Raw genomic sequence first — 17,980 nt, 5'->3', positions numbered from 1 at the left:
GGCCCCACGTGTCGGGTTTTCTCTTTGATATTGCGGTGTTTTTCGAGAAGAAGCGCCGGGCTGGGTCGTTTCATTTTGGCGACCTGTCCTCGGCATGGGACGTTTACTGTCCCAGCTTGAACTGACCGAGGGCCGTTCAGTTGGCAGCTGCCGAGCCGCTGTCGGTAGCTGCGGCGCCCTGTTTCCGATCGATGATGGCCTGGGTCGGCTCTGACTTCTTTTGCTTCCGCTTTTTGGCGGGTGGGCGCTTGGTTCCGCACTCGTACGAGAGCACGGCCTGGCGGACGCTGATCACGTCCCTGGCGTCGCTGGCAACGGGTATCGAGTCGATGCTCTCGGCGTGGTTGAACAGCTGCTTCCAGCCATAGATCTCGAAACCGTGCTCAAGCAGGTTTGCGGCGCGGATTGTCCGTTGCCCGCTCGTCGGCTCGCCCAATACCACGGCCATGATCTGGCGGCCGTCACGCGTGGCGCTCGCGACGACGTTGAACCCGGAATCGCAAATGAAGCCGGTTTTCATGCCGTCGGCGCCATTGAACGTGCGCAGAATACCGTTGTGCGATCCAATCAGGATCTTGCCGATCTTGGCGCTGAACATGGACCAGTACGGCATGTGCTCGGGGTAGTTCTTGATCGCCGCGCGGGCGAGCTTCGCGAGGTCGCGGGCCGTTGTCACCTGCTGAGGCGCCGGCAGCCCGTTCGGATTGACGAAGATGGTGCGGGTCATGCCGAGGCTCTGCGCCGTGCGGTTCATGCGCGCCACGAACTCCCGCTGCGAGCCGTCGATGGCTTCGGCCAGCATCACCGCGACGTCGTTAGCGGATTTGATGATCAGCGCCTTTAAAGCTTGGTCGATGGTCAGCGTGGCGCCGACGTGCAGGCCGAGCTTGCTCGGCGGCTGGCTCTGCGCGCGCTCGCTATACGGGATCCGCTGCTCAAGCGTGAGCTTGCCGTTCTTCAAAGCCTCGAACGTGACGTAGGCCGTCATGATCTTGGTCAACGAAGCGGGGTGCCAGTGGTCATCGGCGTCCTCGGCGTAGAGGACCAGTCCGTCGGATGGGTCGAACACAAGTGCTGGGCCGCGGGCGAGGGCTTCTGCGCCGGAGAGAAGCGTCAGTGCCGCCACGGCGACCATAAACCATCGAGCTCGCATGGCTGTCCTGCTGATGGCTAATCCCACACGGCACCTAACATATTCGGGCGGCCGGCGCCAATCCGGGCGGACTCTTTTGGTGACGGTGTGGTTACAGGGAGTCGCGCCCGAGGTCGTGCCTGCGGTCACGCCCAGGGGCGCGCTGTCGCGAGCCGGCCCTCGTACTCCTTGATGGCCTGCTCTTTTTCGAGCGTCAGGCCAATGTTGTCCAAACCGTTCAGCAAACAGTGCTTGCGGAACGGATCGATGTCGAAGCGGATGACGCCGCCGTCGGGACCGCGAATCTCCTGCGCCTCGAGATCGACCGTCAGCGTGGCGTTGGCGCCGCGCTCGGCGTCGTCCATCAGCTTGTCGACCTGCTCCTGGGGCAGCTTGATGGCCAGGATGCCGTTTTGGAAGCAGTTGTTGTAGAAGATGTCGGCGAAATCCGGCGCGATCACGCAGCGGAAGCCGAAGTCCATCAGTGCCCAGGGCGCGTGCTCGCGCGAGGAGCCGCAGCCGAAGTTCTCGCCTGTAACGAGGATCTCTGCCTTCCGGTAAGCCGGCTTGTTGAGCACGAAATCCGGGTTCTCCTTTCCGTCCTGGTCATAGCGCAGCTCGTAAAAGAGCGCCGTGCCAAGGCCCGTGCGCTTGATCGTCTTCAGGAACTGCTTTGGGATGATCATGTCGGTGTCCACATTCCGGAGGGGGAAGGGAGCGGCGACACCCGTCAGCTTGGTGAATTTCTGCATTTTTGGTTCCTGAGATCTAGACGCGCAGGCTGTCGGCCAGCGCCCGGAAATAGCCTTCGGCAGCGAGTAGACGATCGGCCCGGATTTTCGCCACCGTCGCGTCGCTTGCGGCAAGCGTTCCGCACGGGCCGAGCTGTTCAAGCCGCCTTTTAACGCCAGCCAGCTTTCGTCCGTCAAGATGGTGCTGCAGCACGCCGACCAGGGTTTCCAGATAGCCGGTGATGCGCCCGAACTCGCGAACCAGCCCCCGCTCGGCCATTTTGTCGTTGGGGGCGGCCATTAACCGGGCCGAATGGCGCGCGGCGCGGGCCAGGGTCTCGGCTATTGTCTCAGCGTAACGGGCGACTTTGGCGCGCCGGGTGCGGTCGAGCGCCGCCAGAGCGCCGGCCCATCGGTTGACCGTCTCAGCGATGGAAAGGAGGCGCCTCGGGTAGTCCAGGAGGTGCATGGGCGAGCCGCCAGCGGTTCAAAGCCCAGAGCATAGGGCCTGCGCGTCCGGCGGGGATAACCCTTCAGGATCCGGCAGCTCTTTAGCGGATCGCTGGGTCAGCGAAGCACTTGCGCATGTATTCGCAGCGGTGCGAGCCGGCGAAGTGCATGCTGTCGCCCTTGGACGGCGAGATGAACGCGCAGACCTCCTCGAGGCCGTTCTCATCGAGCCAGCCCTGCCGACGCCCGCGCTGGACGGCGAAGCAATCGGCGGTCTCTTCGTCCGGGCCGCGGAACTGGTGGCCGCATTCGTGGGCGAAGATCCAGAGCTTGACCGGGGTCGAGACCTTGTTCAGCAGCCGAGGATTGAGGATCAGGAAGCCCGGATAGGCGGCGCCGTAATCGTCGAGCTGACTGTCGATGACGGTGGGGCGCCGGCCGCAGATCTGCTGGCGACCGTCGAGCTTCAGCTCGCCGGGTGCCACTACGTGCGCATCGCCACCGACGTGCTCGACGTATTCGTCGGGGGTCGGGATATCGTCGGCCGAGGCGGTCGTGGGCGCGAGCGCAATTGTGGCGAGAAACAAGCCGAACGAGGCGTTGAGCAGACCTTGCAAGGCCGGACGGAAGACCCTCGTCAAATGATCACCCCTACGCGACACCCGCGCGCGTCCCACAGTATCGATAGCAGGGCCAACATGGCCTGCAAAAGTTAACATTCGCTCAGATCATGCGTAAGTCGGGGAGCGTGATAAACCTGTTGCGGGTTTGTCGCCTCGTGTCTCGACGGATGGTGCTTTCCGATCCCCAGCTATTGCGCGACCTGCGCCTCGATCTCCTCCATATCGGCGTCGGAAAAGCCGAAATGATGGCCGATCTCATGCACAAGCACGTGGGTGATGATCTCGCCGAGCGGCTCGCCGCTTTCGGTCCAATAGTCGAGGATTGCGCGCCGGTAGAGGAAGACCATGTCGGGCTCGCGCGGGGCGTCGAGCACGCTCTTCTTGTCGAGGGAAAGCCCCTGGTAAAGGCCCATCAGGTCGAACGGGCTGTCAATGCCAAGCTCGTCCAGAACTTCGTCGAGGGCGAAATCCTCAATACGGACGACGACATCACCGCAAATCTCACGGAACTCGGGCTCGATGCGCTCCCAGGCCGCTGCCGCTACGACCTCGAAGTCAGCGAGCGTGGGTGGTGTGGCCGTTCTCCAGTCCCGTTCTGCCGCCATGCAGTCATCTCTCCCGCCGAAGTTGTCGCGACGGGAGAGATAGGTGCTTCGGAGCCTGCCCGGCAAGTGCGCATGCGCCTTGCCGGGTCTCAGACCACTCAGGAGGAGGGCTGCCAGGCGCGGATGTCGACGAAGTGGCCTTCGAGCGCGGCGGCAGCTGCCATGGCAGGGGAAACCAGATGCGTGCGGCCTTTGTAGCCCTGCCGGCCCTCGAAGTTGCGGTTCGAGGTCGAGGCACAGCGCTGGCCTGGTTTCAACTGGTCCGGGTTCATGCCAAGGCACATAGAGCAGCCCGGCTCACGCCATTCGAAGCCGGCGGCTGTGAAGATCTTGTCCAGGCCTTCAGCCTCGGCCTGCTGTTTCACGAGGCCCGAGCCCGGCACGATCATAGCGTAGGCTAGGCTGCTCGAGATTTTGCGGCCCTCGACGATCTTCGCGACCTCGCGCAGATCCTCCATTCGCCCGTTGGTGCACGAGCCGATCCACACCACGTCGAGCGGAATGTCGGTCATCTTGGTGCCTGAGGTCAGACCCATGTATTCAAGCGCGCGTTTCATCGAGGCGCGCTTGTTCTCGTCGGAGAGGTTGTCAGGGTTCGGCACCACGCCGGCGACCGACACCACGTCCTCCGGGCTCGTGCCCCAGGAGACGATCGGCGGCAGCTTGGTGGCGTCGAGCTTGACCTCGCGGTCGAAATGAGCGCCCTCGTCGGAGTAGAGCGTCTCCCAGTACTTCATCGCCATGTCCCAGGCGGCACCCTTCGGCGCCTTGGGACGGCCCTTGATGAAGGCGTATGTCTTCTCGTCGGGTGCGATCATGCCAGCGCGTGCACCACCCTCGATCGACATGTTGCAGACGGTCATGCGCCCTTCCATGGAAAGGTCGCGGATCGCTTCGCCTGCATACTCGATCACGGAGCCGGTGCCGCCTGCCGTGCCGATCTCGCCGATGATGGCGAGGATGATATCTTTCGCGGTGATGTGGGCCGGCAGCTTGCCATCCACACTGACGCGCATGTTCTTGGCCTTCTTCTGCACCAGCGTCTGCGTGGCGAGAACGTGCTCGACCTCGCTCGTGCCGATGCCGTGCGCGAGCGCGCCGAAGGCGCCGTGTGTCGAGGTGTGGCTGTCGCCGCAGACGATCGTGGTGCCGGGCAGCGTAAAGCCCTGCTCGGGGCCGACCACGTGGACGATGCCTTGCCGCTTGTCGAGCTCGTTGTAGTACTCGACGCCGAAGTCGCGGGCGTTGGTGGCCAACGTCTCGACCTGGACGCGGCTGTCCTCGTCGGCGATGCCACGGGTGCGGTCTGTCGTTGGAACGTTGTGGTCGACGACGGCCAGTGTCTTCTCCGGTGCGCGGACCTTGCGGCCGGACATCCTAAGCCCTTCGAAAGCCTGAGGACTCGTGACCTCGTGAACCAGATGGCGATCGATATAGAGCAGGCAAGTTCCGTCCTCTTGCCGGTCAACGACGTGGTCGTCGAAAATCTTATCGTAAAGCGTCTTGGCCATGGTCCGGGGCTCGATGTTTAAGGGCAAGGTGCCGCCGGAAAGCGGCAGCCGCTTTCCGAGGAAAGGCACGACAATCAGTTGGGACCCATCAGATAGCGTTTCGCCGGACAGGTTGCAAATCAGCCGGGCTTCAATAGGCCATAAGCCGCCGCGCGACTTTTTGGCCGGTCTCGTCAGAGATGTGGGCCGACTCCCGGATATGAGAGCCGACCCACAAGGTAACGACGCTTGGCCCTCGGGTGGTGGCAACTAACCCTAGAGCCCAACGTTCTGGATAACATTATTACATCGCAGATCGGACTTTGTCTCATCCGCGCCAAAAAAATCCGCACCCGCTCTATTCGCGCCAGTGGCGGGCCTTGGCGACCAGGAAGTCGCGCAGAACCTGGACCTTCTTGGAGCTCTTGAGCTCCTCCGGGTAGACAAAGAGGACCGGAAGACTCGGCTTTTCGACGCCGCACTTCATGAGCACGGGCACTAGGTCGGTGTCCTGCTCGCTCATGTAGTCGGGGATCATGCCGATGCCGATTCCGGACATCACGGCCTGCTTGATGGCGACGACGCTGTTGGTGCGCAGCACCGGCTCGCGGACACCCTTGCCATCGCGCCCGGCCGTCTCCAGCCAGCTGATGGCCGGAAGGAGCTGTGCGGTCTGCCCGCTGTAGGACAGGATCCTGTGGTTGTTGCCGTCGAGATCCTCAAAGGTTTCCGGCACTCCGAAGCGGCGGGTATATTTCGTCGAGGCCATCGGACGCACGCTGGCGGTAAACAGCGGGCGGCGGATCAGGTCCGGCTGCTCGGGCTCGCGCGTCCAGATGGCGACGTCGGCAGCCCGCATGGCGATGTCGACCTGGTCATCGTCGAGCAGCAGCTCGATGCGGATCTCGGGGTAGAGATCCATGAACTCCCTCAAGCGCTGGGAAACCCAGATGGTGCCGAGGCCCACAGGGGCCGCCACGCTCAGGATGCCTGAGGGTTTGGTCGTCGTGTCGGCAAGCAGCGTCTCGGCCGTCTGCAGCTTGCTCATGACCTCGGCCACGGTGGCATAGAGCAACTCGCCCTGCTCCGTCAGCACGAGGCCGCGGGCGTGGCGATGGAAAAGCGCGACTTTGAGGTCCTTTTCCAAGGCCGAAACCTGCCGGCTTACCGCCGACTGGCTCATGTGCAGCGCCTCGCCAGCGTGCGTGAAGCTGCCAGCAGCTGCAGCGGCGTGAAAAATCCTGAGCTTGTCCCAATCCATAAGGCGATCCCGCGGCGCTCACGTGCCCGATTCCACGCGAATTGCACGCACACGCATTATTATCTGAGCGTTGCGATTATTTGGTATCTGAAAGTGGGAAGCCATCGAAAAACGCATACCAGCGCCGTTCGACCGCAGGGAAAGCCCTAGGTGGCCAGGCCGGGGTCGATTGCCTATAAGTCAGCCGCCTGTATCGCGGCCCGATTCTAATCGGCCCCCGTTAACCGCTCGTCTCTCACAATCATAAAAAGGTCCGTGGAACTATGAGGTTATCCCATCTTCCTGCTCTCGCCCTGGCAGCGGTCCTCGCGGCATGTGGCAGCGCCGGGCAGCCCACGAAGCTTTGGGAAGCCACAGGGTTCGCGCAGCCGGAAACGGTGCTGCCGGATCTGGATGCCGGGGTGCTTTATGTCAGCAACGTGGCCGGCGGGCCGGGCGACAAAGATGGAAACGGCTTCATCTCAAAGCTCACGCTCGACGGCAAGGTGACCAACCTCAAGTGGGTGACCGGCCTTGATGCCCCGAAGGGGCTCGCGCTCAACGGCGGAAAGCTTTACGTCGCAGACCTCGATCAGCTGGTCGAGATTGACGTTGCAAGCGGCGCAATCGCAACCCGCCACCAGGCGCCTGGCGCTAAGATTTTGAATGACATAGCCATCGACGGTGAGGGACGCGTCTACGTCACAGACTGGCCCGGAAACGCCATCTGGCGCTTGGTCGACGACACCTTCGAGAAGTGGGTGGAGGGCGATGTCCTGAAGGCTCCCAATGGCCTTCTGGTCGAAGGCGACAGCCTGGTCGTTGCTGCATGGGGCACCGGAATGAAGCCCGATTTCTCGACCGAGACGGCAGGCAATCTGCTCACGGTCGGTCTCGAAGACAAAGCCGTCGCCAATCTCGGCAGCGGTGCACCTGTCGGTCATCTGGATGGCCTCGAGCCGTTCGATGCCGACAGCTACCTCGTGACCGATTGGGTCGGGGGTAAGGTGTTCCAGATCTCGCGCACGGGCGAGGCGAAGGAGTTGCTCAAGGTTTCGCAGGGCACGGCGAACCTCGCCTTCATCGCGAGCACGCGCACCGCCATCATCCCGTTGATGGTGGACGGCAAGGTCGTCGCCTATCAGTTCTGACGAAGACCGGCTCTGAAGGCCGCGGCGGCGATCAGTTGGTGGCGGCTTTGGTCGGTGTTTTCTTCGCGGCGGGCGGGGGCGACGGGGCCGCGGTCCGGACGGTCATGTCCTTCACCGGCCCTGCGTCTTTGCTGCGATCAACGATCACGGCCGGCTCGGTCGGTGGCACGTGGCCACCTGCTGTCAGCACAGTCGAGCAATCTGGGGGCAAATCGGCCAGCGTCATCTCCGGCTTGGGAGGCGCGGGTTTTGCGGGCTTCGCTGGTGGTTTCTCAGCCGTTGCCGGAGGCTTTGGCTTCGGCTTCGGTGCCACGCGCTTCAGCCAATCCGTCAGCTCCTGTCCGCAGCCGTCGCCGTCGGGAACCGGCGGCTGAGCCCGGCAATTGTCAGAGCCTTTCGGGCAGCCGATGCGCACGTGGAAGTGGTAGTAGTGGCCGAAGTACGGGCGAACCTTGCCCAGCCAGGTGCGGTTGGTGCCTGCCGCCTCGCACAGCGCCTTCTTGAGCGCAGGATGAACGAGGATGCGTTCGACCGCAGGGTAGGACGCGGCGCGCTTTATCAACTTCACCTGCCCGTCGCCCCATACCTTGGGGTTCACCTCGCCGGCGTTCTTCAACATCGAAACCGCCGACATGTCCTCGCGCTCGCGGCGGGTCAGCGTGCGATCGGGCATCGGCGTCAGCCAGATGTCGGCGTCGAGGCCGACCTGATGGCTGGTGTGGCCGGAGATCATCGGGCCGCCGCGCGGTTGGGACATGTCGCCGACCAAGAGTCCGGGCCATTCGCCAGCCTTGGTCGCCTCGCGCGCGAGGCGCTCGATCAGCGCCACGAGATTCGGATGTCCCCAATTGCGGTTGCGCGAGAGGCGCATGACCTGCCAGCCTGGGCCGTCGACGGCGATTGGCTTGCCGCCGGCGAGGCAGCCTTTAGCGTACCATCCCACGGCGCGGGCTGTGAGCGGTGCTGCTGACTTCACGGTGCCGAAAAGTTGCTTGGCGGTCAGCGCCTTCTTTTTGGGTGTGTCCGCGTTTTTGTTTCCGCTGGCCTTGGTGTCCGCCTCGTCGGTTGGCGGCGTTGCGGCAGTCTTTTCGACGGGCTTGGCCGGCTCGGCCGGTTTTGCCGCGTCGGGAGCGGATTCCGTGACAGGTGGCCGTGCCGGCTTTGGGAGCGGCGGCACGATGGCTTCCTTCGCCGCTTGCTTGGCGGCGGCCTCAGCGGCCATGGTTGCTGGCCCGTGCCACGTGCGGCCGAGCTCCGCCTCCGTCTCGGCCGCCACGGCAAGCGAGGCTGGAGCGGCGAGCACAGCTAGAGCAGCCAGATGCGGCCATCTCACGTTGCGTCGGGCGAAGGGCATGAGTCCCCGCGGAGAATTCGATAACGCATCATACTCCAGTGAGGGGCCAAAATGCGACCTTTGCGCCTAAGTCCTGGCAAACGTCGTTTAGTTTGAGCGGAGCCTTCAGGTCATGACCGCATTCCTTTCAACGGGTTCACGCGATGCGAAAATCATATTGGTGCTCGCGCCGGGGGCAGGCGCGCCGGCGTCGAGCCCGTGGATGAGCAAAGTGGCGGAGTTGCTCGCGGAGGTTGGGCTCGGTGTCGTGCGATTCGATTTTGCGTATATGGCGGAGCGGCAGCGGACGGGGGTGCGGCGGCCGCCGCCGAAAGCGGAGGCGCTGGTTGGCGAATACGAGGCCGCGGTCGAGGCGCTGCGGGCCGATGGTGCGGGTCGGCCCGGATCGCGGCTGCTTATCGGCGGCAAGTCGCTCGGCGGGCGCGTCGCCAGTCTCGCGGCGCAAGGCCTTTTTGACCACGGGCGTATCGCGGGGCTCGTTTGCCTCGGGTATCCGTTCCATCCCCCGGACAAGCCGCAGCAGCTACGCACAGCGCATCTCAAGACGCTCTCCTGCCCGACCCTGATCGTGCAGGGTGAGCGCGATCCGTTCGGCGGACCTTCGGACGTGGCAGGCTATGATTTATCGCCCGCGATCTCCGTTCATTGGGCGCGCGACGGAGATCACGACCTCAAACCGCGACGCAGCTCGGGCGCGACACTCGACGGAAACCTCGCGGAGGCGGTGCAGGAGATCATGCGGTTCGCAGGTCGCCTCGTTTGAGGTGGCTTGCGGTTTAACCCCGCTGGTGGCGGGCGCGGGCACCGCGCTCGAGTGCGGCGCAGGTTTCCTTGTCGAGGCTCAGCCGTTCCGCCAGCAAGTCCATGAAGTGTGTCTCGTCCGTGTGTACGGAGAGGTCGGACGCGGCGACCTCGGCGCAGAGCACATAGGCCGTTTCGTAGAGTCGCGACGGCAGCGTGGCTTTGATCAGCGCCAGAACCTGCTCGATGCCGCCCTCCTTCCTCAGGATCTTGCCGCACTGCTGCGCGGCATCGGCCAGCCAGTCGTTCGTGTAGCCATGGAACGGCGGCAGCTCGCGCACGATGGAGCTGATGCGCGCCAGCTCATCCGTGTTGATCGTGCGGTCGGCGGCGGAGACGGCCACCATAGCGTAGATCAACGTTTCGGCGTTCGAAATACGGTCGGACATGTGTTCCTCTGTTTTGGCGGAAGCGTCCGCTCGAAATGGACACACTCAAGGCGAAGCGACGCCGGCCAGTGCTTCAAGAAGAGTGGCATTAAACTTCTCGGGTTCCTCAACCTGCGGAGAATGCCCCAGCGTGGGGAAAGTGATCAGTCGCGCGTTGGGGATGCGGCGCTCGGCCTCGTGTGCGAGTTCGGCGTAGCGGCCGAGCTTGGCGGCGACCTCGGGAGGTGCGCGGTCCTTGCCGATGGCGGTGGTGTCGCGCTCGCCGATGATCAGCACGACGGGCGGGATGAGACGCGGGAACTCGTGGACGACGGGCTGCGAGAAGACCATGTCGGAAGCGCGGGCCTGTGAGAGTATCGCCAACTCGCTTCCCTCGCCGCGATAGGTCGAGGCCAGCATCTCCACCCAGCGATCGAAGTCGGGCCGCCAGCGGCCGTCGTAGTAGGTCCTTTGCTGATAGGTCTTGATGCGCGCTGAATCGGTCTTGCGCTCACCCGCGATCAGCTCGTCGATGGTCAGCGCCGGTACGCCCTTGGCGCTCCAGTCCTCGAGACCGATCGGGTTCACGAGCACCAGAGCGGCTGTGCTCTCGGGGAAGCTCAAGGCGTAGCGGGTTGCGACCATGCCGCCCATGGAGTGAGCGACGAGCGCGGCGCGCTCTATGCCAAGGCTTTGCAACAGGGCGCGGGTGTTTGCGGCGAGCTGGTGAAAGCTCATCTGGTAGGTGGTGGGCTTCGTCGATTTGCAGAAGCCGATCTGGTCCGGCACGATGACGCGATAGCCGGCTGCTGCGAGAGGCGTGATCGTTGATTCCCACGTTGCGCCGCAGAAGTTCTTGCCGTGAAAGAGTACGACGGCTCGGCCGTTCGCTGGTGCCGTCGGCTGAATGTCCATATAGGCCATGAAGAGCGGCTGGCCCTGCGACGTGAAGGCGTACTGCCTGACCGGATGCGGGTAAGGAAAATCGCTCAGCATGCCGTCGGCATAACCGGTGCCCGTCGTCAGCATGGTTACAATCGCTGCCGCGATCGCGCCGGCTCGCTGCCACATGGCATCCCTCCTTTTTGTCCCAGGGCGGATATCGGGCTCGGCCGTGCGCTGCACAAGATCGTGGCGCGCTGTCGCGGGGCGCATTAATCATGAGTGGCGGCGCTGGGCGCTCGCTCCTCAACGCGGCGTTTCTTCCCTTCCGTCTCGGCGACACTATGTTAAGGGAAAGCCCCTAGTCGGGCTTTGTCCGCTGGCGTCCCATATGGCCGCCCTTCCCCCAATTGCTGATCCAAGGTCGCTCGGGGCCCGTATCTTTCTGCGCCGTATCAACAAGGTTGCACGCGATGAGCCATTCGTCTTCTTCCGACCACGACAAGCCGACGCGTAAGGAGGCCGAAGCTGCCGTGCGCACGCTGCTCCACTGGGCTGGCGACAATCCGGAGCGTGACGGGCTTCTCGAGACCCCCAAGCGGGTCGCCAAGGCGTTCGAAGAATACTTCCGTGGCTATAAGCAAGATCCCGAGGCGATCCTGCAGAAGACCTTCGAGGAGACCGAGGGTTACGACGAGATGATCGTGCTGCGTGGCATCCGGTTCGAGAGTCACTGCGAGCATCACCTGGCGCCGATCGTCGGGCGGGCCTGGGTCGGCTATATCCCGAACGGCCGCGTGGTCGGCATCTCGAAGCTTGCGCGCGTGGTGGATGCCTACGCGAAGCGGCTCCAGATCCAGGAGAAGATGACGGCGCAGATCGCAAACGCGATCGAAAGCGCGCTCAAACCGCAGGGTGTCGCCGTGGTGATCAAGGCCGAGCACCACTGCATGACGACGCGCGGCGTGCATAAGCCGGGCACCGACATGGTGACCAGCCGCATGCTCGGCGTGTTCCGCGACAGCGCCATCACGCGGCAGGAATTCCTGTCGATGATCGACTAGCTCAGTTTCCTTTACCAGTGCGCCCCCGGGGTGCCAGCTCGGCGGCATTGTTTTGTGGAGTATCGCGTTTGCCTTCCGAAAAGACTGTTTTGATCACCGGTGCGTCTACCGGCATCGGGCGGGTAACGGCGGAGTTTTTTGCAGCCAAAGGCTGGAACGTCGCTGCAACCATGCGATCGCCCGAGAAGAGCGATCTCGCGAGTAAGTCCGACCGCATCAAGCTGTTCAAGCTCGACGTCACGGATCAGGTCTCGGTCGATCGGGCGGTCCAGGACGTGATCGGGCACTTCGGTGGCATCGACGTTCTCGTCAACAACGCGGGCTATGGGCTGTTGGGGCCGTTCGAGGCGCAGACCGACGAGCAGATCCGTCGGCAGTTCGAAACAAACGTATTCGGCGTCATGAATGTCACGCGCGCCGTGCTACCGCACATGCGTGAGCGCAAGCAGGGCCGCATCGTCAACGTCGGCTCGGCAGCGGGGCGTCTGACGTTACCGCTCTATTCCATGTACTGCGCGACCAAGTGGGCGCTCGAAGGCTTTTCGGAAAGCCTCTGGTTCGAGCTCCGGCAGCACAACATCAAGGTCAAGATCATCGAGCCCGGCATGATCAAGACTGACTTCTTCGAGCGCTCGCGCGAGGTGGCGACGAAAGAGGGCCTCACTGCCTACGACGAGTTTGTCTCGCTCGTCATGCCCAACCTCAAGGCCTGGGAGGACGCAGGTGCGGAGCCAGTGGTTGTGGCGCGCAGCATCTGGCGTGCCTCGACCAGCTTCTGGCCGCGGCTCCGTTATCAGCCCAACGCCACGCTTTCTGTCTGGGCGCGGGGGTGGGTTCCGGGCCATCTCTCCGTGCGGCTCGTGCGGCGCTTGTTCAACGCTTGGTAACGGCCGTTGTCGGTGAATTCCCCAGCTCTGCCGTTACTTAAGTAATCAATCATTGGTCGGACCTTGCTGGAACGGGTTTGAGTTCGCGCAATGTCCCGTGCGTTCCTGCATGGGATGACTTTGCCCGAAGTGAACAAAAGTCCAACAAACGAGGGTGGAGATGACCAAGATCCTGTGCGCCATCGACGACACCGACCATAGTTTGCCGGCCATTGCGCACGCGGCAAAGCTTGCCAGTGCTCTCAACGCAGAGCTTGCGCTTGTCGCCGTCAATCAGCTGATCGGCGGCTACAGCCGCGGCGGCTCGCCCGTGCTTCTTTGGACCGACAGCGATGCGCAGCGCGTTCTCGCCAATGCCGTTGCCGAGGTGCAGAAGATCGGCAAGATCAAAACCCGAGGCGTGACCATCGAGAGCCGCGACCCCGCGCAGGCGATCATCTATTTCGCCGAGCAGGAAGGTTTCGACCACATCGTGCTCGGAACGGGCGGTAAGGGTGCGGTGCAGCGTCTGGTGCTCGGATCGGTCTCGCGCGACGTGGTCTATCGCGCGCACTGCCCTGTGACTGTCGTCAGATAGTCGGCAGTCAGGCAGTCTGTTCGGGATTGCCGGGCGAAGGCGGATAGTCGACGGCCATCAGATAAAGACCTGAGGCGGGCGCGACCGGCCCGCACGCGGTGCGGTCGCGCGCCTCGAGGGCGTGGGCGAGATCGTCCCTGGTCCATCGTCCGTCTCCGACGAGCCGCAGGCTGCCGACCATCGAGCGCACCTGATTGTGCAGAAACGAGCGTGCGGAGGCATATACGCGGATCTCGTCGCCCTCGCGCGTGACGTCGAGGCGATCGAGCGTGCGCAGCGGCGACTTGGCCTGGCAAGCCGCGGCGCGGAACGTCGTGAAATCGTGGCGGCCGACGAGCACGGAGGCGGCGTCACGCATGGCGTCTGCGTCGATGGCGCGGGGGATCCACCATACGCGATGGCGTTCAAGGGCCGGCGGGGCGCGGCGTGTCAGGATGCGATAGAGATAATGGCGCGCGGTGGCGCTGAAGCGCGCGTCGAAATCATCGGGTGCCGGGCGGGCCTCGAGAATGACCACGGGAAGCGGCTTCAGGTAGTAGTTGAGTCCGTCGCGGATCTTGTCCGCGGGCCATTCCTTCTCGAGGTCGAAATGCGCGACCTGGCCGCGGGCGTGGACGCCGGAGTCGGTGCGGCCAGCGCCGCGGATGCCGACCTGCTCGCCCGTCAGCTTCGTGATCGCGGATTCGAGCGCGCCTTGCACGGAGACGCCGTCGGGCTGGACTTGCCAGCCGACGAACGGGGTGCCGTCGTATTCGATCGTGAGGCGGTAGCGGGGCATTTTCCTTGGGGCGTTCTTGGGCGCGGTGCTTTTTCCGAAGGGCCCTGCCTAGCCCGCTCCGCGGAGCGCCTCAAGCGCGGCGTCAGCGCACGCCGGGCTTTTCTGCTTTAGCGGCGCGGCTCGCGCACGAGGGGGACGCCCGGCTCGTAGACGTTGAGGCTCAGTGGCGTGCGGTTGCCCGGGTTGACGATCACGTGTCCGTCGGGCGGCAAGGGGCGCGTCACGCGCACGCCCTGCTCGACGGTGACGGTCGCGCCATAGACGTTGTAGGGCACGATGCGCGTCGTCGTGGAGTCGCCAGCGCTGGCGGGTGCTGCGGCGAGCGCGAGGGCGGCGGCCGAATAAGCCATGAGCGTGCGGGGCATTGGTCGTCTCCTGGGCGCATGAGGCGCCGGACCGGATTGCTTGTCGGGCGCACTCTAGGAGACAACGAACCGCCTGGACGCGGCGTTCGGTGGGGATGCTTAACGCGGCGCTGACCGTCCGAGGCGGGTGCCGGGGGGCATGGTAAAGCCGCGTAGAAACTCCTCCGCGCTCATGGCGCGCTTGCCGGCGCGCTGCACCTCGACAAGGCGGATCGCGCCTTCGCTGCAGGCAATGGTGAGCGTGTCGTCGAGAACCTCGCCGGGGACGCCGCGGCCTTCCGAGCGTGTCGAGCGCAGCACCTTGATGCGCTCCGGCTTGCCGCCCGCAGGCGTCGCCTCGAACCACGCGCCCGGAAACGGCGACAGGCCGCGGATGTGGTTATGCACTTCAGGAGCCGGTTTCGCGAATTCGATCTCGGCTTCTTTCTTGTCGATCTTCGCGGCGTAGGTCACGCCGTCCTCGGGTTGCGGCACGGGAACAAACTTGCCGTGCTCGAGCTCGGTCAGGGCGGTGACGATCAACTCGGCGCCGCGGCGCGAGAGCAAGTCGTGCAACTCGCCGGCAGTCATATCGAGGCCGATGGGGACGCGCTTCGTGAGGCCGACGGGGCCGGTGTCGAGCCCTTTGTCCATCTGCATCACCATGACGGCGGTCTCGGTGTCGCCGGCCATGATGGCGCGCTGGATCGGCGCGGCGCCACGCCAGCGCGGCAAGGCGGAGGCGTGCACGTTGAAGCAGCCGAGGCGCGGTGCGGCCAAGACAGCCGACGGCAGGATCAGGCCATAGGCGATAACGACGGCGGCATCGGCGCCGAGGTCGGCGAATAGCGTCTGTTGCTCGGCGTCCTTCAGTGAGCGCGGCGTGCGCACGGGGAGGCCCAGGCTTTCAGCGTGCGCATGCACGGGCGAGGGACGCCCGGCCATGCCGCGCCCGGCCGGACGCGGCGGCTGGCTGTAGACGGCGACGATGTCGTGACCGGCGTCGTGGATCGCCTTGAGTGCCGGCACGGAAAAGTCCGGTGTTCCCATGAATACGATCTTGAGCGGCATGGGCCCTTCCAGCGGCTTTGCTTTCAGCGGGGAGGCGAGGCGTCTCAGGCCGAGGCTTCGCGCGCCTGCTTCTTGAACCGGCGCACGACCATGTCGCGCTTCAGCCGCGATAGGAAGTCGATGATCAGCTTGCCGTTCAGGTGGTCGATCTCGTGCTGGAGAGCGGTCGCGAGCAGACCGTCGGCGGTGAGCTCCTGCGGTTTGCCCTCGCGGTCGAGATAGCCCACGACGATATTGGCTGGGCGCTCGATCTCGATGTGGAAATCCGGGATCGACAGGCAACCTTCCTCGTGCACGCGCGTGGTGTCGCTGACGACCTTCAGGATCTCGGGATTGATCAGCGTCAGCGGCGTCGGATTGTCGTCATCATCCGAAACGTCGAGAACGATGAGGCGCTTCGGCACCGCCACCTGGATCGCCGCCAGGCCGACGCCCGGTGCGTCGTACATCGTCTCCAGCATATCGTCGGCGAGCTTCAGCAGCTCGGCGTCGACCCGCTCCACAGGCTCGGAGACCTTGCGCAGCAGGGGATCGGGAAGGGTGATGATGGGCAGCGTCGACATGGCCATGAAATAGGCAAGTCCGGTTCTGCGGTCAATCGCGGTGCGGCGAACGCATGGCACGGGAGCAGTTAACGACTACGTACTATTACCAGGACTGCACTGAACGCACTGCAATCCGGCGCTATTCTATTGTAAGATCATTGTCATTTGCGGGGAGTCTTTTCGAGAGACCGACGCATGAAGCCTGACCTCGACCCCCTGATCCTCGGCCGCCGCGAGTGGGTGGCACTGCCCGACCTTGGGCTGTTTGCCATCAAGGCGAAGGTCGATACCGGGGCACGCACTTCGGCGCTGCACGCCGAACAGGTGGAGATAATCGGCCCGGCCTCGGCGCCGCGGGCGCGTTTCCTCGTGCGGCCGCTGCTCGAGGCGCCGGAGATCGCCATCTGGTGCGAAGCCGAGTTGCTCGGTGAACGGGACGTGACCAGCACCAGCGGCGAGCGGGAGTGCCGCTGCATCATCTCGACGACGCTCCGTGCCGGCGGGCAGTCGTGGCCGATCGAACTCGGGCTCACGAATCGCGAGGGGCTCGCGAATCGCATGCTGCTCGGCCGCCAGGCGATCCGCCCCGGCATGTTGGTCGACCCGGCGCGCTCGTTCCTGCTGCCGAAACTCAGCACGCGGCGTTATCGCGTGACGGCCTGACATTAGTCATTTTGGTTGCGATCAAGAGCTCAAGTGACGCCGATGACGCGTGCGAGGGCGGCGTTGACTGGCTTCACGTCGAAGCGACGCTCGGCCTTGAGGCGGGCGGCACGAGCTCCGACGGCAAGCTGCTCCGGGTTTCGGAGATAGCTTTCCAAGGCGATGGTCAGCGCCTCGGCGTCAGCAGGTGGGACGAGGCAGCCCGAGACCTTCTCATCGACGACGTCGGCACAGCCCGGCGCGTGTGTCGTGACGACAGGGCGGCCGGTGGCCAAAGCTTCGAGCGCCGCGCGCGGCATGCCTTCGCCATAGGATGGGTAGACGAAGACGTGGCAGGCGGCGAGCGCCGGGCGCACGTCCTCGAGGTCGCCGAGGTATTCGACGGCGCCGCCTTCAGTCAGGGCGTCGGGCGTGACGGCGTCGGATCCGCGGCTCGGCTGGCCGGCGAAGCGGAACTGTGCGTCCAGCCATTGTGCCTTGAGGCGCGCGGCGGCGGCTTTGTACTCCAAGACGCCGCGGCGGCGTTCAAGCCTACTCAGCATCAGGAAGACGAGGCCGTCTGCATGTGGCGGCATCGGTGCTGCCTTGAAGCGCTTTAGGTCGATGCCGCTGCCGGGAACGACGAGTGTGTCGATGTTCGCAGGAAGCAACCCGAGACGCGTTAGCGTGGCGCGGTCGTCGCGGTTGTGAAACACCACGGCGTCGCTCGAGCGGATGGCCTGCGCGACGCGCCGGCGGCCCAGGCTTTCGACACCTTCGCTCGGCAGCGCATTGACGAGGCTCACGACGCGGCGGACGCCAGCACGACGCGCTGCAATGGCGGCGAGCGTCAGCGTGTGCAACCCATAGCCGAGCACGATGTTCGGCTGCCAATCTTTGAACTGTGAAACAAGGGCCGCGATCTCCTGCCAGTCGTCCAGGATGCGAAAGCGTGCCCGCGGCGGGTCAATCACGCGGTGCTGGGCGCCGATGCCGCGCAGGGTGAGCACATGGCGGCCGGGTCCGGGCGGCGTGAGGCAGAGCACGCGGTGGCCTTTTCGCGTCAGCCATCGGATCAGGTCATGGCGCAGGATAGCGGCGGACTCGACCGAGGGCGCGACGATGGCGATCCGTTCGGAGACTGGGTGGGTCACGCTGCGAGGCCGATGTTGAGGGTTCCGTTGAGCCGATTCGATCGGCAGAGCCTATCGTAGCGCGCTGCCGGCCAACAGGGATGCTGACTCC

21 protein-coding genes are annotated in these 17,980 nt (G+C 64.4%); 6 read left to right on the top strand and 15 right to left on the bottom strand.

The window, feature by feature from the left end:
* Window positions 1-136 precede the first annotated feature (136 nt).
* From CS1GBM3_RS11855 to CS1GBM3_RS11825, 7 genes are all read right to left on the bottom strand, one after another.
* Entirely contained in the window at window positions 137-1,153 is a 1,017-nt protein-coding gene (locus CS1GBM3_RS11855; RefSeq protein WP_072395530.1) for a D-alanyl-D-alanine carboxypeptidase family protein, read from the bottom strand.
* A 125-nt stretch (window positions 1,154-1,278) separates the two neighbouring features.
* Entirely contained in the window at window positions 1,279-1,884 is a 606-nt protein-coding gene (leuD, locus tag CS1GBM3_RS11850; RefSeq protein ID WP_072395529.1) for a 3-isopropylmalate dehydratase small subunit, read from the bottom strand.
* Between the two features lie 16 nt (window positions 1,885-1,900).
* On the bottom strand, window positions 1,901-2,332 hold the full coding sequence (locus tag CS1GBM3_RS11845; RefSeq protein WP_072395528.1) for a hypothetical protein: 432 nt from the start codon (window positions 2,330-2,332) through the stop codon (window positions 1,901-1,903).
* An 82-nt stretch (window positions 2,333-2,414) separates the two neighbouring features.
* Window positions 2,415-2,954, bottom strand: a complete 540-nt coding sequence (locus CS1GBM3_RS11840; RefSeq protein ID WP_244534636.1) for a hypothetical protein — start codon at window positions 2,952-2,954, stop codon at window positions 2,415-2,417.
* A 170-nt stretch (window positions 2,955-3,124) separates the two neighbouring features.
* Window positions 3,125-3,541: a metallopeptidase family protein gene (locus CS1GBM3_RS11835; protein ID WP_072395526.1), complete on the bottom strand. Its 417-nt coding sequence runs from the start codon at window positions 3,539-3,541 to the stop codon at window positions 3,125-3,127.
* Window positions 3,542-3,639: 98 nt separating this feature from the next.
* A complete protein-coding gene (gene leuC, locus CS1GBM3_RS11830) occupies window positions 3,640-5,052 on the bottom strand; it encodes a 3-isopropylmalate dehydratase large subunit (protein WP_072397448.1) in 1,413 nt (470 codons plus the stop codon).
* A gap of 337 nt (window positions 5,053-5,389) precedes the next feature.
* On the bottom strand, window positions 5,390-6,292 hold the full coding sequence (locus CS1GBM3_RS11825) for a LysR family transcriptional regulator (protein ID WP_072395525.1): 903 nt from the start codon (window positions 6,290-6,292) through the stop codon (window positions 5,390-5,392).
* A 263-nt stretch (window positions 6,293-6,555) separates the two neighbouring features.
* Here CS1GBM3_RS11825 and CS1GBM3_RS11820 point away from each other — a divergent pair, with 263 nt between their 5' ends.
* The gene (locus CS1GBM3_RS11820; protein WP_072395524.1) at window positions 6,556-7,422 is read left to right on the top strand and encodes an SMP-30/gluconolactonase/LRE family protein; all 867 of its coding nucleotides are present in this window, start codon (window positions 6,556-6,558) and stop codon (window positions 7,420-7,422) included.
* 31 nt (window positions 7,423-7,453) lie between these two features.
* On the opposite strand, the gene mepA is transcribed toward CS1GBM3_RS11820, so the two are convergent.
* On the bottom strand, window positions 7,454-8,776 hold the full coding sequence (gene mepA / locus CS1GBM3_RS11815; protein WP_244534635.1) for a penicillin-insensitive murein endopeptidase: 1,323 nt from the start codon (window positions 8,774-8,776) through the stop codon (window positions 7,454-7,456).
* A 112-nt stretch (window positions 8,777-8,888) separates the two neighbouring features.
* On the opposite strand from mepA, the gene CS1GBM3_RS11810 reads away from it, so the two are divergent.
* Complete coding sequence (locus CS1GBM3_RS11810; RefSeq protein ID WP_072395522.1) at window positions 8,889-9,539, top strand: alpha/beta family hydrolase; 651 nt, start codon at window positions 8,889-8,891, stop codon at window positions 9,537-9,539.
* A gap of 13 nt (window positions 9,540-9,552) precedes the next feature.
* Here the strand turns inward: CS1GBM3_RS11810 and CS1GBM3_RS11805 are convergent, their stop codons facing one another.
* Both CS1GBM3_RS11805 and CS1GBM3_RS11800 read right to left on the bottom strand, forming a co-directional pair.
* The gene (locus tag CS1GBM3_RS11805; protein WP_072395521.1) at window positions 9,553-9,966 is read right to left on the bottom strand and encodes a tellurite resistance TerB family protein; all 414 of its coding nucleotides are present in this window, start codon (window positions 9,964-9,966) and stop codon (window positions 9,553-9,555) included.
* A 45-nt stretch (window positions 9,967-10,011) separates the two neighbouring features.
* Window positions 10,012-11,016, bottom strand: coding sequence for an alpha/beta fold hydrolase (locus tag CS1GBM3_RS11800; protein ID WP_083567502.1), 1,005 nt, complete (start codon window positions 11,014-11,016; stop codon window positions 10,012-10,014).
* A 284-nt stretch (window positions 11,017-11,300) separates the two neighbouring features.
* Here CS1GBM3_RS11800 and folE point away from each other — a divergent pair, with 284 nt between their 5' ends.
* The 3 genes from folE (at window position 11,301) to CS1GBM3_RS11785 (ending at window position 13,355) form a co-directional block, all read left to right on the top strand.
* Window positions 11,301-11,891 carry a GTP cyclohydrolase I FolE gene (folE, locus tag CS1GBM3_RS11795; RefSeq protein ID WP_072395520.1) on the top strand — a complete coding sequence of 197 codons (591 nt, stop codon included), beginning with the start codon at window positions 11,301-11,303 and terminating at the stop codon, window positions 11,889-11,891.
* 68 nt (window positions 11,892-11,959) lie between these two features.
* The gene (locus tag CS1GBM3_RS11790; RefSeq protein WP_072395518.1) at window positions 11,960-12,778 is read left to right on the top strand and encodes an SDR family oxidoreductase; all 819 of its coding nucleotides are present in this window, start codon (window positions 11,960-11,962) and stop codon (window positions 12,776-12,778) included.
* 160 nt (window positions 12,779-12,938) lie between these two features.
* Window positions 12,939-13,355, top strand: a complete 417-nt coding sequence (locus tag CS1GBM3_RS11785) for a universal stress protein (RefSeq protein ID WP_072395516.1) — start codon at window positions 12,939-12,941, stop codon at window positions 13,353-13,355.
* Between the two features lie 7 nt (window positions 13,356-13,362).
* Here the strand turns inward: CS1GBM3_RS11785 and truA are convergent, their stop codons facing one another.
* From truA to def, 4 genes are all read right to left on the bottom strand, one after another.
* Window positions 13,363-14,133: a tRNA pseudouridine(38-40) synthase TruA gene (gene truA / locus CS1GBM3_RS11780; RefSeq protein ID WP_072395514.1), complete on the bottom strand. Its 771-nt coding sequence runs from the start codon at window positions 14,131-14,133 to the stop codon at window positions 13,363-13,365.
* A 107-nt stretch (window positions 14,134-14,240) separates the two neighbouring features.
* The gene (locus CS1GBM3_RS11775; RefSeq protein ID WP_072395512.1) at window positions 14,241-14,498 is read right to left on the bottom strand and encodes a hypothetical protein; all 258 of its coding nucleotides are present in this window, start codon (window positions 14,496-14,498) and stop codon (window positions 14,241-14,243) included.
* A 99-nt stretch (window positions 14,499-14,597) separates the two neighbouring features.
* Window positions 14,598-15,548, bottom strand: coding sequence for a methionyl-tRNA formyltransferase (fmt, locus tag CS1GBM3_RS11770; RefSeq protein WP_072395510.1), 951 nt, complete (start codon window positions 15,546-15,548; stop codon window positions 14,598-14,600).
* A 44-nt stretch (window positions 15,549-15,592) separates the two neighbouring features.
* A complete protein-coding gene (gene def / locus CS1GBM3_RS11765; protein WP_072397446.1) occupies window positions 15,593-16,111 on the bottom strand; it encodes a peptide deformylase in 519 nt (172 codons plus the stop codon).
* A gap of 177 nt (window positions 16,112-16,288) precedes the next feature.
* Here def and CS1GBM3_RS11760 point away from each other — a divergent pair, with 177 nt between their 5' ends.
* Window positions 16,289-16,756 carry an ATP-dependent zinc protease family protein gene (locus CS1GBM3_RS11760; protein ID WP_072395508.1) on the top strand — a complete coding sequence of 156 codons (468 nt, stop codon included), beginning with the start codon at window positions 16,289-16,291 and terminating at the stop codon, window positions 16,754-16,756.
* A 29-nt stretch (window positions 16,757-16,785) separates the two neighbouring features.
* Here CS1GBM3_RS11760 and CS1GBM3_RS11755 read toward each other — a convergent pair whose 3' ends face one another.
* Window positions 16,786-17,889, bottom strand: coding sequence for a glycosyltransferase family 4 protein (locus tag CS1GBM3_RS11755; RefSeq protein WP_072395506.1), 1,104 nt, complete (start codon window positions 17,887-17,889; stop codon window positions 16,786-16,788).
* Window positions 17,890-17,980: the final 91 nt, after the last annotated feature.

Source organism: Hyphomicrobium sp. CS1GBMeth3 (assembly GCF_900117455.1).
Lineage (GTDB): Bacteria > Pseudomonadota > Alphaproteobacteria > Rhizobiales > Hyphomicrobiaceae > Hyphomicrobium_C.
Note: the sequence above shows the minus strand (reverse complement) of the source record. Positions and strands in the feature narration are given on the sequence as shown.